17 protein-coding genes are annotated in these 13,037 nt (G+C 72.2%); 5 read left to right on the forward strand and 12 right to left on the reverse strand.

The genetic code is table 11. From position 1 onward, the window contains the following. Positions 1 to 3: 3 nt before the first annotated feature. A complete protein-coding gene (locus tag ACFYOH_RS12155) occupies positions 4 to 651 on the reverse strand; it encodes a ScbR family autoregulator-binding transcription factor (protein ID WP_388624271.1) in 648 nt (215 codons plus the stop codon). 434 nt (positions 652 to 1,085) lie between these two features. Here ACFYOH_RS12155 and ACFYOH_RS12160 point away from each other — a divergent pair, with 434 nt between their 5' ends. Continuing rightward, complete coding sequence (locus tag ACFYOH_RS12160) at positions 1,086 to 1,901, forward strand: lytic polysaccharide monooxygenase (RefSeq protein ID WP_388624273.1); 816 nt, start codon at positions 1,086 to 1,088, stop codon at positions 1,899 to 1,901. A gap of 30 nt (positions 1,902 to 1,931) precedes the next feature. Here ACFYOH_RS12160 and ACFYOH_RS12165 read toward each other — a convergent pair whose 3' ends face one another. After that, positions 1,932 to 2,585 (reverse strand): Tat pathway signal sequence domain protein, encoded by a 654-nt coding sequence (locus ACFYOH_RS12165; protein WP_388624276.1) that lies wholly within the window; start codon positions 2,583 to 2,585, stop codon positions 1,932 to 1,934. A gap of 592 nt (positions 2,586 to 3,177) precedes the next feature. Between ACFYOH_RS12165 and ACFYOH_RS12170 the strand changes: the two genes are divergently transcribed. Continuing rightward, positions 3,178 to 3,900, forward strand: coding sequence for a DUF6230 family protein (locus ACFYOH_RS12170; protein ID WP_388624278.1), 723 nt, complete (start codon positions 3,178 to 3,180; stop codon positions 3,898 to 3,900). 5 nt (positions 3,901 to 3,905) lie between these two features. Continuing rightward, entirely contained in the window at positions 3,906 to 4,367 is a 462-nt protein-coding gene (locus tag ACFYOH_RS12175; protein ID WP_388624280.1) for a DUF6114 domain-containing protein, read from the forward strand. A 67-nt stretch (positions 4,368 to 4,434) separates the two neighbouring features. On the opposite strand, the gene ACFYOH_RS12180 is transcribed toward ACFYOH_RS12175, so the two are convergent. From ACFYOH_RS12180 to ACFYOH_RS12195, 4 genes are all read right to left on the reverse strand, one after another. Next, positions 4,435 to 4,626, reverse strand: a complete 192-nt coding sequence (locus ACFYOH_RS12180) for a hypothetical protein (protein ID WP_388624283.1) — start codon at positions 4,624 to 4,626, stop codon at positions 4,435 to 4,437. 2 nt (positions 4,627 to 4,628) lie between these two features. Beyond that, complete coding sequence (locus ACFYOH_RS12185; RefSeq protein WP_388624961.1) at positions 4,629 to 4,712, reverse strand: hypothetical protein; 84 nt, start codon at positions 4,710 to 4,712, stop codon at positions 4,629 to 4,631. A gap of 132 nt (positions 4,713 to 4,844) precedes the next feature. Then, positions 4,845 to 5,054, reverse strand: coding sequence for a cation-transporting P-type ATPase (locus tag ACFYOH_RS12190; RefSeq protein WP_388624285.1), 210 nt, complete (start codon positions 5,052 to 5,054; stop codon positions 4,845 to 4,847). Continuing rightward, the gene (locus ACFYOH_RS12195) at positions 5,044 to 5,253 is read right to left on the reverse strand and encodes a hypothetical protein (protein ID WP_388624288.1); all 210 of its coding nucleotides are present in this window, start codon (positions 5,251 to 5,253) and stop codon (positions 5,044 to 5,046) included. The genes ACFYOH_RS12190 and ACFYOH_RS12195 overlap by 11 nt, the downstream gene beginning before the upstream one ends. 35 nt (positions 5,254 to 5,288) lie before the next feature. Between ACFYOH_RS12195 and ACFYOH_RS12200 the strand changes: the two genes are divergently transcribed. Both ACFYOH_RS12200 and ACFYOH_RS12205 read left to right on the forward strand, forming a co-directional pair. Next, positions 5,289 to 5,744 (forward strand): tellurite resistance TerB family protein, encoded by a 456-nt coding sequence (locus tag ACFYOH_RS12200; protein ID WP_388624291.1) that lies wholly within the window; start codon positions 5,289 to 5,291, stop codon positions 5,742 to 5,744. Between the two features lie 29 nt (positions 5,745 to 5,773). Further along, positions 5,774 to 6,766, forward strand: a complete 993-nt coding sequence (locus ACFYOH_RS12205) for an Lrp/AsnC family transcriptional regulator (RefSeq protein ID WP_388624294.1) — start codon at positions 5,774 to 5,776, stop codon at positions 6,764 to 6,766. A gap of 89 nt (positions 6,767 to 6,855) precedes the next feature. Here ACFYOH_RS12205 and ACFYOH_RS12210 read toward each other — a convergent pair whose 3' ends face one another. From ACFYOH_RS12210 to ACFYOH_RS12235, 6 genes are all read right to left on the reverse strand, one after another. Continuing rightward, on the reverse strand, positions 6,856 to 8,247 hold the full coding sequence (locus ACFYOH_RS12210) for an MFS transporter (RefSeq protein ID WP_388624297.1): 1,392 nt from the start codon (positions 8,245 to 8,247) through the stop codon (positions 6,856 to 6,858). A gap of 216 nt (positions 8,248 to 8,463) precedes the next feature. Beyond that, positions 8,464 to 9,423, reverse strand: a complete 960-nt coding sequence (locus tag ACFYOH_RS12215) for an ABC transporter substrate-binding protein (protein WP_388624299.1) — start codon at positions 9,421 to 9,423, stop codon at positions 8,464 to 8,466. Between the two features lie 114 nt (positions 9,424 to 9,537). Beyond that, entirely contained in the window at positions 9,538 to 10,206 is a 669-nt protein-coding gene (locus tag ACFYOH_RS12220; protein ID WP_388624302.1) for an ABC transporter permease, read from the reverse strand. Then, positions 10,203 to 10,856 (reverse strand): ABC transporter permease, encoded by a 654-nt coding sequence (locus ACFYOH_RS12225; RefSeq protein WP_388624306.1) that lies wholly within the window; start codon positions 10,854 to 10,856, stop codon positions 10,203 to 10,205. Before ACFYOH_RS12225 ends, ACFYOH_RS12220 begins: the two co-directional genes overlap by 4 nt. Beyond that, positions 10,853 to 12,181 (reverse strand): ABC transporter ATP-binding protein, encoded by a 1,329-nt coding sequence (locus ACFYOH_RS12230; RefSeq protein ID WP_388624963.1) that lies wholly within the window; start codon positions 12,179 to 12,181, stop codon positions 10,853 to 10,855. Before ACFYOH_RS12230 ends, ACFYOH_RS12225 begins: the two co-directional genes overlap by 4 nt. A gap of 135 nt (positions 12,182 to 12,316) precedes the next feature. Continuing rightward, entirely contained in the window at positions 12,317 to 13,036 is a 720-nt protein-coding gene (locus ACFYOH_RS12235) for an FAD:protein FMN transferase (protein WP_388624309.1), read from the reverse strand. Position 13,037 lies beyond the last annotated feature (1 nt).

The following is a 13,037-nucleotide window of genomic DNA, read 5'->3' on the forward strand; positions in this document are numbered from 1 at the left end:
GGGTCAGGCGGTTCTGATCTCCCGCTCCAGCTGCGTGGCGAGGGTGACGTAGCGGGGGCGGCGGTGGACCGGGACCAGGCCCCGGATCAGGAGGTGCCACATCTCGGCGACCCGGCGCGGAAGCCGTCCTACCGGTTCGAGTGAGCGGCCGGCGACCCGGGTGCCGACGAAGAAGGAGACCAGGGAGTGCGCGACGATGCCGATGTCGAGATCGCCGTGCACATCGGACTCCCTGACGGCCCCGTGGAACTTCCGGTTGGCGAACTCCAGCCATTCGGTGAACGGGTGCCGCAGGGGCGGCCGTACGGCGACGCCGGCGGTGGCGAGGCGGAGCGCGGCGCGCGGCACTGGGTCCTCCACGGCGAGTCTGGCGATCCCGAACGTGGCGCGCATCAGGCCTTCCAGCGAGGAGTAGCCGCGGCTCTCGACCTCGGCGACAAGCGCTTTCGCGGCGCCCGCGTTGAGTTCGAGGATGGCGTGGGCGAGGTCCTCCTTGGCGGCGAAGTGGAAGTACAGCGCCCCCTTGGTGACCTTCGCGTGCGCGACGATGTCGCTCAGGCTCGTGGACTCGTAGCCCTGCCGGTCGAACAGATCGGCGGCGGCCGTGATGATCGTTGCCCGGGTCTGTTCGGCGCGTAACTGCCTCGCCATCCTGGGACCCCTCCTCGCGACTCGTACGAACGGGACATGCGGTTTGTTTTTGACCCCTTGCACACGATAACTCACCGTCCGGCAGCGGCAGTCCGGGGTGCGGGCCGGCGTCGGGACACGTGTCATCGGCGGAGCCGGCCTCGGGCGGGCCCTCGGCGGTCCGTGAACGACGAGACCAGAACGGTTCCCCCCTTCCTTGCCCGGCTGTCCTCGGCAGCCGCGGGGCGGCGGGTGCCGGACCCATGATCGCCACGATACGAGGACGACCGCCGGCTCCTCAACGGGGTCGCGAATCAGGCGCGAAACGTCCGTACCGGTCGGTGGTTTCGCACCCCCCGGGCCATCGATGCGCCGGTCGGCTGAACGCGGGGAACGCCTGCGCCGTACTGGACCGCGCAGACCCCGTTCCCGCGCCCGCCGAGGAGACATCCCGGATGACCCGGATGACCGCCCGCCCGAGCGTCACGGTGGCCGTCGCCGCGGCCCCGCTCCTGCTCCTGTCGTGGGCGGCGGGGTCCGCCGAGGCGCACGGGGCCCCCACGGATCCGGTCAGCCGGGTCTACGCCTGCTCCCCTGAGGGCGGCGACGCCGGCCGCTCGGCGGCCTGCCGGGCGGCCGTCGCGGCGAACGGCGCTCCCTTCACCGCGTGGGACAACCTGCGCGTGGCCGGGGTGAACGGCCGTGACCGGCAGGTGATCCCGGACGGCAGACTGTGCAGCGGCAGCCTTCCGGCGTACCGGGGCCTGGACCTGGCGCGGCGGGACTGGCCGGCGACCCGGCTGACACCCGGCGGCAGACTGACGATGACATACGCCTCGACGATCGCGCACACGGGCACGTTCCGGCTGTACCTGACCGAGCCCGGCTACGACCCGGCGAGACCGCTCACCTGGTCCGAGCTGCCGGAGCGGCCCTTCGCGCAGGTCACCGATCCACCGCTGCACGGCGGGGCGTACCACATCGCCGCGACACTGCCGAAGGACCGGACGGGGCGTCAGGTGCTGTACACCATATGGCAGAACAGCAGCACGCCGGACACCTACTACTCCTGTTCCGACGTGGTCCTCGCGGAGAAGGGGGCGGGGACGGCGGAAGCCGGACCTGCCGTCTCGGCAGGTCCGGCTTCCGCCGCGGGCAAGCAGGCCACCCGGGAGACGGGCCCCTCGGCGCCCGTGCTGGCGAGCGGCGCCGCCGCGGTGCTGGTGCTCACCGGAGGCGCCGCCCTCGCCGTACGGCTACGGCGGCGCTGAACTCGGCGCCGCCGCAGTCCGGTTGACGGCTCAGTTGACGTAGACCGGGGTGCCGCCGTCCGTCACGGGCGCGTACTTGGCGGTGAAGTAGCCGCTGGAGAAGCACAGCGACGAGCCCGAGGTCTTGGTGAACTGCTGGTTGGTGAAACTGATGCTGTTGTCGGTGTTGTCGGCCTTCCCGGTCAGGGAGGGCGCCTGGTAGACGCAGGTGATGGAGCCCAGCAGGGTGCGCAGCTTGACCGTGGTCTGGATGGTGGAGCCGCTCGCCGGCGAGACGGTGAGGGTGCCGTCGGAGGCGACCGTCGCCGCGTAGGGCAGGTTGTCGACGGTGATGCTGCTGACGCCGAGGACGCCGGTGACGTTGCTGGTGCAGGAGCTGCTGTCGAAGGTGTGCCCGATGACGGACTCGGTGGCCGTGCCGGGGGCGGTCGGGTTGCCCGTGACCGTGGCGGTGAACTGGGAGGTCTTGCAGGTGACGCCGCTGGTGCCGGTCGCGCTGGAGTAGAGCGTGGCCGACGTTCCGGAGGCCAGCGGCGCGGTGAGGGTGTCGCCGGTCGCGACGGCGGTGCCGCCCGCGCTGCCGGTGGTGAGGACGGCGCTGCCGTCGGCGGAGGCGGGGGCGGCGACCGCGAGGGCGAGTGCGGTGGCAGTGCCGGCGAGGGCGAGAAGGGATCGCGTACGCATGCGGGTGCCTCTTTCCTGGGTGGGGTCCGGGTGAGGTGGGGATGGGGGGTGGCGGTGCCGCCGGCGCAGGGCCGTGCGCCTTCTCCGTACGCGACGGTCCGGCGACGGCGGCGGTCCGGGCACCGGCCGAAGGCCTCGGGGGAAGGCCTTCGGCCGGGCCGGCAGGGGGGCGGCCGGCACGGCCGGGGGAAGGAGCCGTGCGGTGCCGCACTGAGGTGAACGGTTTCTTTCGGCCGCGATGAGCGGTCGGCGTGAGACGCCGGGCAACGCATCCGGTGCCGCTCGGCGGATCCGGCGCCACGGATCCGTGAAAACAGGGGAAGTTGTAGACCTGATCAACCATCAACGTCAAGCGCTGCAAAGGGAGTTGTAGGGTGCGATCGCAGCTCGGGCACATCCGACACTCTTTTTTCACATCCGCCTTGACCCCCCGGAGTAACCGGCGGTAACTTCCCCGCAGGCTGCTGACGCGTAACGAGAAAGCCCTTGCTCCGCCGGGGTGCGAGGAGGCGTACGCGACAGTCGCTGTCCGCGCCAGGACACCGCGCCGCTGAAGCCCAACCCGCATTGATCCATGCCCATGGGAGCAGACATGGCCTCGTCCCCGGACGCCCCGTCCGTCGGAAACACCCCCGAGAACCCGGGAAACGGTTCGCCCTCCGAAGCCTCCGGATCCTTGGCAGCCTCCGGAGCACCGCACACGGCCGGGACCGCCACCGGCGAGAGACGGGGCCGGGTCCGGGCCCGCCGGGCCGCGGTGATGGCCGTACCCGCCACCCTGATAGCCGCCGGTCTCGCGGTACTCACCGCCCAGGGGGCGCTGGGTGTGCAGTTCGCGATCTCCGGCATGCCGTTCACGGTCACCGCGACGGAACTGAACGGAACCGGTTTCGAGCAGTTCGGCGGCCTCGACAACATGGCCGACGGCAGCCCGAACGCCGGGGACACCGGGGGCCAGGAGCTCGTGGTGACTTCCGCCATCAAGAACGCCACGCTCGACCATCTGTGCCAGAGCGTCGACCTCGGCGGCACCAACATGCTGATCACGGCGGGCGCCGGCGCGGACAAGGTGCAGGCGAGCCAACTGACCACGGACTCCACGCAGCTGTCCGGCGACGCCGCGTTCAACAACATCGAGATCGGCAACGACGCCAGCACGCTGACCAAGGCCGGCGTGAAGGGCCCGATCGGTGTGTTCAGCCAGCAGGCCGACACCGTGCACATCGCCAACCTGCGGCAGACCAACTACGCGACGACCGCTGGTGTGTTCAAGCTTCCCGGTCTCAAGCTCCGCTTCAGCGACTCGGGTTGCTGATCGCGGTGACCGACCGTCCACGCTGGGGAGCGCGGGCCGCCTTCCGTGGCTGGCGGGCCCGCCGGCCGTTCTGGGGCGGGCTGCTGCTCGCGCTGGCCGGCGGCGAGATCCTGCTCACCGAGAAGGCCTCGCTGAAGGTCGTGATGCACATCGGCATGCAGGGGGTGGCCGGCTATCTGCTGCCGACGCTGATGGCGCTGCTGGGCCTGCTGATCCTCTTCAACCCGACGCAGCGGCTGTTCTACTCCATCACCGGGGTCCTGCTCTCCCTGGGCAGCTGGGTCACGTCCAACCTGGGCGGCTTCTTCATCGGCCTCCTGCTGGGCGTGACCGGCAGCTGCCTCGCCTTCGGCTGGCTCCCCGACCAGGAACCGCGCGTCAGCCGCCGCCGACGTCGGACGCAGGCGAAGGCGGCGGCGCATGCACCGGCCGCAGGGGCCGAGGGTGCGGAGGGTCTGCCGGCCTGACGAGCGGGCTCCTTCGCCTCGCTCTTGAGGATGCGCATGGACTTGCCCAGCGCTCGGGCGGTGCGCATCACGGCCGGCGCCGCGCGTGGCGGGTCGTGGCCACGGCGAGGGCCAGGGCGCACAGCCCGAGGACCGCGGAGAGCAGCAGGTGGTACGGCGCGGGCAGGGCGGTCATGCCGAGCCCGGCGAGCGGCTCCGGCAGATCGGCGGCGGCCTTGGCCACGGGCGCGGACTCGCCGGTGAGCGCGGACTCGGACATCGTCAGCGGCGCAGCAGTCGTACGTCGGCGGGCACGAGGTCGCCCGGGCCGAGCCGTACGACGTCGCCGGGGACCAGGTCGGCCACCGGGACCTCGTGGGGGCGCGGGGCGCTGTGTCGTCGGTGCGGCGCAGCACGGTGGCCGTACCGGCGACGAGTTCGCGCAGGGCGGCGGGCGAGCGGTCGGCGCGCCGCTCGCCGGCCGCGCGCAGCTGACGGCTACCAAGGGGTCGCGAAGGCCCCGCAGACAGCGCCGGAGCGGGGAGGGGATGTGCGGGCGGGGCGCGCGTTCTCGCCGTGGGTGGCGAGCCGGGCGGCCGCCTCGGCGTCGGTGAGTCCGCACGGGCCGGTGTCCAGATGCCGCAGCACCTGGAGCGACGTACCGCTCGACGGTCCGGTCCAGGGGCCCGTCGACGGCTCACAGGCCACGGAAGCCGCGGGCCGGGGCCGGTACGTCCGCGGCCCGTTCGGCGAGCCGGCCGACGAGGAGGCGTACGACGTCGACGACGGCGGCCTGTCCGGCGGCGTACAGGCCGGACAGGCCGCCTGGCGGCGGCAGGAACTTCCCGGTGGTCCCAGGAGTTTCCACGGTGCTGTAGAAGCTGCGGCCGGTGCGCAGAGGGGGCACCCGTCCGAGGATCACGAGCGATACGAGGAGTGCGCATGGCCCTGTGGGACCGCGTCAAGGAGTCGGCGTCGCAGATGCAGACCCAGTTGGTGGCGAAGAAGAACGACCTGAAGAGCGGCGCGTTCCGCGATGCGAGCATGGCGATGTGCGCGCTCGTGGCCGCCGCCGACGGCACCGTGGACCCCTCGGAGCGGCAGCGGGTGGCCCAGCTCATCGCGACGAACGAGGTGTTGCAGAACTTCCCGGCGGACGACCTCAGGCGCCGCTTCGAGGAGAGCCTGAACAAGCTGACGACCGACTTCGCCTTCGGCAAGGTGAGCGTGCTGCAGGAGATCGCCAAGGCGAAGAAGAAGCCGGCCGAGGCGCGCGCCGTGATCCAGATCGGCATCGTGATCGGCGGCGCGGACGGCGACTTCGACAAGACCGAGCAGGCCGTGGTGCGCGAGGCGTGCTACACGCTGGACCTGCCGCCGCACGAGTTCGACCTCTGAGCCGACCGGGAGCGCGCGAGGATGGGGGCATGCTCGACGATCTCGACCGTGCCCTCATCCACGCCCTGCATCTGGACGGCCGGGCGCCGTTCAGCAGGATCGCCGAGGTGCTCGGGGTCTCGGCGCAGACCGTGGCCCGTCGCTACCGCCGGCTGCGTACCGAGGCCGGGCTGCGCGTGGTGGGCCTCGCCGACCCGGACCGGGCGGGCCGCGCCCAGTGGCTGGTCCGGCTGACGGCGACGGCGCGCTCGGCGCAGGACATCGCCGGGGCACTGGTGCGGCGGCCGGACACGTCCTGGGTGAAGCTGACTTCGGGGGGCACCGAGATCACGGCGGTGATTCACGCCCCGGCCGAGGACGCCTCCCCCGGCTCCCTCCTGCTGCACGACGTCCCGCGCACCGGCGGCATCACGGCCGTCTCCGCGCACTGCCTGCTGCACGCCTACCTGGGCGGCCCCGCCAGCTGGCGGCGCAGCGCCCAGGCCCTCGACGAGCGGCAGCAGGCGGCGCTGGAGTACCGGGAGAGCGCCGAGGGGGTACGGCAACCCGGCCCAGAGGACGCCGAGTTGCTCGCGGCGCTGGAGCGGGACGGGCGGGCCGGGCAGGGGGATCTGGCCCGCGCGACCGGCTGGTCACCGGCGACCGTGGCCCGGCGGCTGGCCGAACTGCGCGCGTCGGGCGCCCTGTTCTTCGACGTGGAGGTGGACGCCGGCCTCTTCGGTGTCCGCACCCGGGCCCTGCTGTGGCTGTCGGTGCGCCCGGCGCACCTGGAGCGGGTCGCGCTCGCCCTGGCCGGCCATGACGAGCTGGCCTTCGTGGCCGCGACCACCGGCCGCACGAATCTGGTCGCCCAGGCGCTGTGCCGCGACCCGGCCGACCTGCACCGGTATCTCACCCGGCGGCTCGGGGCGCTCCGGGAGATCGACGCGCTGGAGACCAGCCCGGTGCTGCGCACGCTGAAGGCGGCGAGTCCGGTGCTGAAGGCCGGGTACCGGGTGGCGCCCACCCGGCGGGGTGGTTGAGGCCCTACGCGGCTGCGCGAGCGGGTGGGTTGCTCGCGCCCACGCGGCGGAGCCGTACACCGACACAGCCTCGCACCCCTTCGGGGTGCCTAGGCTCCCTCCCCCGTCCCCACCCGCGCGCTCGCCACCCAGGCCACCCCCAGCAGCCCCGCCGCCACCCAGCACGCGCCCTGGGGTGCGCTCGGGCCGGTCCCCGCCAGGTACGCGCTGCCGAGGACCGCCACCCCCAGCGTGGCGCCCAGCTGCTGTACCGCGTTGAGCAGCCCGGCCGCCGAGCCGACCTCCTGGGGACGCAGGGGGCGCAGGGCGAGGGTGAAGAAGGCGGGAGTGAACAGGCCGGCGCCGAGGCCGACCAGGGCGAGGGCCGGCAGCAGCGCGACCGGGTAGTGCCCCGGCGCGGTCGTCCGGTACGCGGCCGCGGCGGCGAGCAGTCCGGCCAGCAGCAGCCCGAGCCCGTACGGCATGACCCGCCGCCCGTGCCGCCGAACCAGCCGCGACCCCGCCCACCAGGAGGCGAGGGCGAGCCCGGCGGACCACGGCAGCAGACTCAGCCCGGAAGCCAACATGCCTGTGCCTGCGTCGAGTTGGAGCTGAAGGACAACCACGACGGTCAGCCCGTTGGTCACCGCGAAGAAGGCCGTGGAGGTGACGAGGGCGGCCGGGAAGCCGCGGCGGGTGAACAGGCTGGGCTCCAGCAGCGGGCGGGCCGTACGCCGCTGGTGCAGGGCGAAGCCGCCGAGCACGAGCAGCCCGCCGCCGAGCAACAGCCAGTCGACAGCGCGCAGTTGGCGGAGGTTACCGCCGATCAGCGGGTACACCAGGAGCCCGGTGCCGAGGGCGGCCAGTGCGGTGCCGGGCCAGTCGAGGGACGGGCGGTGCGGGGCACGGTTCTCCGGCAGGTTGCGGGCGAGGGCCAGCACCACCGCGGCCACCGGCACGTTCACCAGGAACGCGGACCGCCAGGACGAGCCGAACAGGTCGGCGTGGGTCAGCACGCCGCCGACGACGGGTCCGCAGACCGCGGCGAGGCCCATCACCGGTCCGATGCTGCCCAGCGCCTTCGCCGTCTCCTCACCCGAGAACATCGCCTTGATCAGCCCGATGGTCTGCGGGATGATCAGCGCCGCCGCGGCACCCTGCACCGCCCGGAAGGCGATGAGCAGCCCGGGGGACGGCGCCAGCGCGCAGGCCATGGACGCCGCCGTGAACAGCGTGACGCCGAGGACGAACATACGGCGCCGCCCCACGATGTCCCCGAGCCGCCCGCCGGTGAGGAGCAGCACGGCGAACGGCAGGGTGTAGGCGGCGCCGAACCACTGGACGTCGGAGAGCGGGCCGCCCAGGTCGGCATGGACGGCGGGCGCGGCCACCTGTACGACGGTCGCGTCCAGCAGGTTCATCGCCTCGCCGAGGAGCAGGGCGGCCAGGGCGGGCCACCGCCTGCGGTACGGGGCGGCGACAGCCACGTGTGCTGTGGTCATGGGTGTTCAGCTGTTCCTCTCGCGCTCGGTGCGGGGGCCGGGGCCGGCCCGGGGCCAGCGTGCGAGAGCGAGGGAGCGGGGCTCCAGCGGGAGCGGTGTGCATGCGGATTTCTTGCATCGGCCGCGCTGTTGGTGAAGAAATCCCACAGCGGGACGCGGGTGCTCCCGGTCTTCGGGGGCACCCGCGTCGGCTGTGCGGGGTCGTACCGAGGGACGTCAGGCGAGACCGGCGGACTGCAGCCAGGTCTTGGCCACGTCCAGCGGATCCTTGCCCTGGACCTGTACCTGGGTGTCCAGGTTCAGCAGGGTCGCGGTGTCGAGCTTGGCCGAGACCGCGTTCAGCGCGTCGACGCCCTTCTGGGACAGGGCTCCCTTGTGGACGAGCGGCTGGACGTTCTCGAAGCCGAAGAGGTTCTTCGGGTCCTGCAGGACGACGAACTTCTCCTTGGAGATGGTCGAGTCCGTGGTGAAGATGTCCGCGGCCTGCACGGCGTTCTTCTGCAGCGCGGCCTGGGTGAGCGGGCCGCCCGCGTCGAGCGCCTTGAACGACTTGAACTGAAGGCCGTAGACCGACTTCAGGCCGAGCAGGCCCTGCTGCCGGGTCTGGAACTCCGGCGAGGCGCCGATGACCAGGTCCTTCGCGATGTCCTTCAGATCGGCGATGGTCGACTTCTCGGTGAGGTGGTACTTGTTCGCGGTGGCCGCGTTGAGCGTCACGGAGTCCTTGGACTCCGCCGCCGCCGGCTGGAGCAGGGTCAGCTTGGAGTCGAGCTTGGCCTCGATGGCCGTCGTGGTGGCCTCGGCCGTCGTCGGCTTGGCCTTGGGATCGAGGTAGGCCAGCAGCGCGCCGTTGTACTCGGGCAGCACGTTGATGGAACCGTTCTTGATCAGCCCGTAGGTGGTCTCGCGGCTGCCGATGTTCGGCTTGTAACTGACCTTGATTCCCTTGGTCTTGAGGGCCTCGCCGTAGATGTCGGCGAGCAAGGTGCTCTCGGGGAAGTTGTTGGATCCGACGACCACGGTGCCGCCGCTCGCCTTGCTGTCCGTCAGCGGGTTGCCGCCGGACTTGTCGTTGGAGGAACAGCCCGCCAGCAGAGCCGTCGCCGCCGCGAGGGCGACCACCGCCGCGCCTCGGTTCCTCCGGATGGACCTGCTGATGTGGTTGTTGGAAGTCACCCACCGATCCAATCCAGCCGGTTCTCGGTCAGTCAAGGTCCGCAGATCACCGATTGGCCTCGATCTGCGGTCACTTGGGGGCACGGCCCGCCGGCCCGCGACGACCGGCGGGCGTCAGCTGCTCCGCCGCACCCCCGGCGAAACGGTGATCCGGGAGGCCGCCCAGAAGATCAGGAGGGTGGCCAGGGCCAGTCCCGCGACCAGGGTGGCGCCGCCGACCACCTTCTCGTAGTTCCTCTGGTAGAGCCCGTCGATGATGTACCGGCCGAGTCCGCCGAGGCTGACGTAGGCGGCGATGGTGGCGGTGGAGACGATCTGGATGGCCGCCGTGCGCAGGCCGCTCAGGATCAGCGGGAGCGCGACCGGCAGCTCCACCTGGAACAGCACCCGCGCCTCGGGCATGCCCATGCCCCGGGCGGCGTCCACCGGCGAGGGGTCGACGGAGCGGATCGCCTCGTAGGTGGTGACCAGGATCGGCGGTACGGCGAGCACGACCAGCGGGATCATCACCGGCAGCAGGCCGAAGCCGATCCAGATGAACATCAGGACCAGGAGACCGAAGCTCGGCAGGGCCCGGCCCGCGGTGGCGATCAGCGCGAGGGCGTTGCCACCGCGGCCGTAGTGGCCGGTGACCAGGCCGACGGGCAATCCGATCAGGGCGGCGAACAGCAGTGCTTCCAGGGAGTACCTGACGTGTTCGGCGAGCCGGGTGGGGATGCCGTCGTAGCCGTGCCAGTGGGCGCTGTCGTTGAAGAAGGCGTGTGCGAAGTTCAGGACGTTCACCGGGTGGCACCCTTCCTCGGCATCCAGGGGGTGAGCAGGCGGCGGACGAGGACCAGCAGGGCGTCGGCGAGGATGCCCAGCAGCGCGGTCGTCAGCACCGAGTTGACGGCCAGGGCGGGCCGGTGGTAGGTGGTGGCGTCGTTGAGCATGTTGCCGAGCGCGCCCTGGTTGCCGATGAGCATGCCGACGCTGACCAGGGAGAGGCTGGAGACCACGGCCACCCGCAGGCCCGCGATGATCGCGGGGGCGGCTATGGGCAACTGCACCTGGAGGTACCGGCGTACCGGGCCGAATCCCATGGCCTGCGCGGCGGCCAGGGTCTCCTGCGGCACCGACCGGACGCCGTCCACGATGCCCGGCACCAGCACCACCAGGCTGTAGACCGCGAGCGGGATCATCACCGTGGTCTCGCTCTGCCCGAAGTAGTCGATGAGGACGACGAAGAGGGCCAGCGACGGGATGGAGTAGAGCACGGTGGTGATACCGAGGACGGGTGGGTAGACCCAGCGGAAGCGCACGCAGAGCTGGGCCACGGGCAGCGCGACGAGCAGCGCGGCCAGCACCGGCAGCAGGCCCTCGCGCACATGCAGGCCGACGAGCCCGAGATAGCTGTGCTGGAGATCGCTCGGAAGGTCGAAGAAACCGTTCATCGGCCGGCCTTGAGATCGACGTCGCCGTCCGTGTCCCGACCGGGCATGGCGCCGCTGTCGTCCGCGCCCTGGCCGGGTGCGGCGCCGGTGTCGCCCGCCGCCTGGCCGGGTGCGGTGCCGGTGTCGCCCGCCGCCTGGCCGGGTGCGGTGCCGGTGTCGTACTCGGACTGGGCAGGTACGGTGCCGGTGCCGGTTCCGGCCGCTGGTCGGCCGTGCTCGGTGTCGGTGCCGGTCGCGACGCGGCTGTGCGCGGCGCGGATGGCCTCGCCGATGACCTGCTGGGAGACGACACCGACGGCGCGTCCCTCGCCGTCCACGGCGACGGCCCAGCCGGTCGGCGAGAGCACCGCCCCGTCGAGCGCGGTGCGCAGCGAGTCCCTGCCGGGCACGAACGGTCGCCCGTGGTCGAGGAGTTGCTCCCGGTCGACGGCCCCGGCGGTGAGCCGGCCGGGCTCGCTCCAGCCGAGCGGTCTGCCGTCGGGGTCGGTGACGAGGAGGTAGGGGGCGTCGGCGTGGGCGGCGAGCCGGCCGGCGTCCGCGTCGACGCCCACGATCGGCCCGGTCTGCAACTCCAGCCCGGCGGAAGGGAAGAAGGACAGCCGGCGGATGCCGCGGTCGGCCCCGAGGAAGTCCTCCACGAAGGCGTCGGCGGGCGCGCTGAGCAGGTCGGCGGGCGGGGCGAACTGGGCGAGCCGGCCGCCGGTGCGCAGGACGGCGACCATCGTGCCGAGCTTGATCGCCTCGTCGATGTCGTGCGTGACGAAGACGATCGTCTTGCCCAGCTCGTCCTGGATGCGCAGCAGTTCGTCCTGGAGCCCCTTGCGCACCACCGGGTCGACCGCGGAGAACGGCTCGTCCATCAGCAGCACCGGCGGGTCGGCGGCGAGCGCCCGGGCCACGCCGACGCGCTGCTGCTGACCGCCGGAGAGCTGGTACGGGTAGCGCTTGGCGAGCGCGGTGTCGAGCCCGACCCGCTCCATCAGCTCGGCCGCTCTCGCACGGGCCTTCTGCTTGCTCCAGCCCAACAGCCGGGGCACGGTGGCAATGTTGTCGAGGATGGTGCGGTGCTGGAAGAGTCCGGCGTTCTGGATGACGTAACCCATCGAGCGACGCAGGGTGTTGACCGGCTGCTGCCGGATGTCCGTGCCGTCGAGGAGGATGCTGCCCTCGGTGGGCTCCACCATCCGGTTGATCATCCGCAGGGTCGTCGTCTTGCCACAGCCGGAGGGTCCGACGAGGACGGTGATCGCGCGGTCGGGTATCTCCAGCGACAGCCGGTCGACCGCGACCGTGCCGTCCGGATACCGCTTCGTGACTGACTCTATCCGTATCAAAACGCCGAATGCCCCTCGGGTTTGGCGGATTTCCGCCCGCTTTCGGCCACGGTCGTCGGTGCGCAGGCCGTTGCGGGGAGAGTCTAGACCGCGAGTGTTTCAGCGTTCTGGCGGGCGAGCGGCCCTTCAGACCACCGGAAGTCCCGGTGAGCGCAGCACGCCGCGTGCCGCGTCGACCGCGAACACCTCACAGCCGGGGCGGGCGGCGGCCCAGGCCGGCCCGTGAGCGCCCAGCGCGAAGGCGGCCGTGGCGGTCACGTCCGCCTCGGTCAGGGTCGGGGCCAGCACGGTGAGGCTGAGCAGCTCCGTCGCGGGGCGTCCCGTGCGGCCGTCGAGGATGTGGTCACCGCGCTCGTACCGCCCGGAGGTGGCCACGGCCGCGTCGGTGACCGCCAGCACGGCACAGACCCGGTCGGCCTGTTCCGGATGCCGTATCCCGACCCGCCAGGGCCCGCCGGAGACCACCACGTCACCACCGGCGTTGAGGCAGAACCGCCGCGCCCCGGCAGCCGCCAGCAGCCCGGCCGCCCGCTGCACCGACCAGCCCTTGACCACCGCGCAGGGATCGAACCCCCGGCCGGGCAGCCGCACGTCGAAGGCACCGCCGGTGGCGGCCCGGTACCGCTCGCCCAGGCCGAGCACCTCCGTCAGGTCCGGGCTCAGCTCGCCGTCCGCCAACTCGCCGCGCCCGTACCGGGACACCTCGCTCCCCGGCCTGAACGGGCTGAAGCGGGCGTCGACCTGGCGCAGCCAGGCGAAGGCCTCGTCCGCGGCCGCGCCGAAGTCGCCCTCGTCGTCGATCCGCAGGGAGACCGGGAGACCCATGACGTGCTCGACACGTCGCACG

The sequence above is a fragment of the Streptomyces sp. NPDC007856 genome (assembly GCF_042868225.1).
Classification (GTDB): Bacteria; Actinomycetota; Actinomycetes; order Streptomycetales; family Streptomycetaceae; genus Streptomyces.

Bases quoted from the DNA above. Each gene is read 5' to 3' on its own strand.
- ACFYOH_RS12160 (WP_388624273.1), top strand. From the start codon at position 1,086: ATGACCCGGATGACCGCCCGCCCGAGCGTCACGGTGGCCGTCGCCGCG.
- ACFYOH_RS12170 (WP_388624278.1), top strand. From the start codon at position 3,178: ATGGCCTCGTCCCCGGACGCCCCGTCCGTCGGAAACACCCCCGAGAAC.
- ACFYOH_RS12210 (WP_388624297.1), bottom strand. From the start codon at position 8,247: ATGACCACAGCACACGTGGCTGTCGCCGCCCCGTACCGCAGGCGGTGG.
- ACFYOH_RS12165 (WP_388624276.1), bottom strand. From the start codon at position 2,585: ATGCGTACGCGATCCCTTCTCGCCCTCGCCGGCACTGCCACCGCACTC.
- ACFYOH_RS12180 (WP_388624283.1), bottom strand. From the start codon at position 4,626: ATGTCCGAGTCCGCGCTCACCGGCGAGTCCGCGCCCGTGGCCAAGGCC.
- ACFYOH_RS12225 (WP_388624306.1), bottom strand. From the start codon at position 10,856: ATGAACGGTTTCTTCGACCTTCCGAGCGATCTCCAGCACAGCTATCTC.
- ACFYOH_RS12205 (WP_388624294.1), top strand. From the start codon at position 5,774: ATGCTCGACGATCTCGACCGTGCCCTCATCCACGCCCTGCATCTGGAC.
- ACFYOH_RS12200 (WP_388624291.1), top strand. From the start codon at position 5,289: ATGGCCCTGTGGGACCGCGTCAAGGAGTCGGCGTCGCAGATGCAGACC.
- ACFYOH_RS12155 (WP_388624271.1), bottom strand. From the start codon at position 651: ATGGCGAGGCAGTTACGCGCCGAACAGACCCGGGCAACGATCATCACG.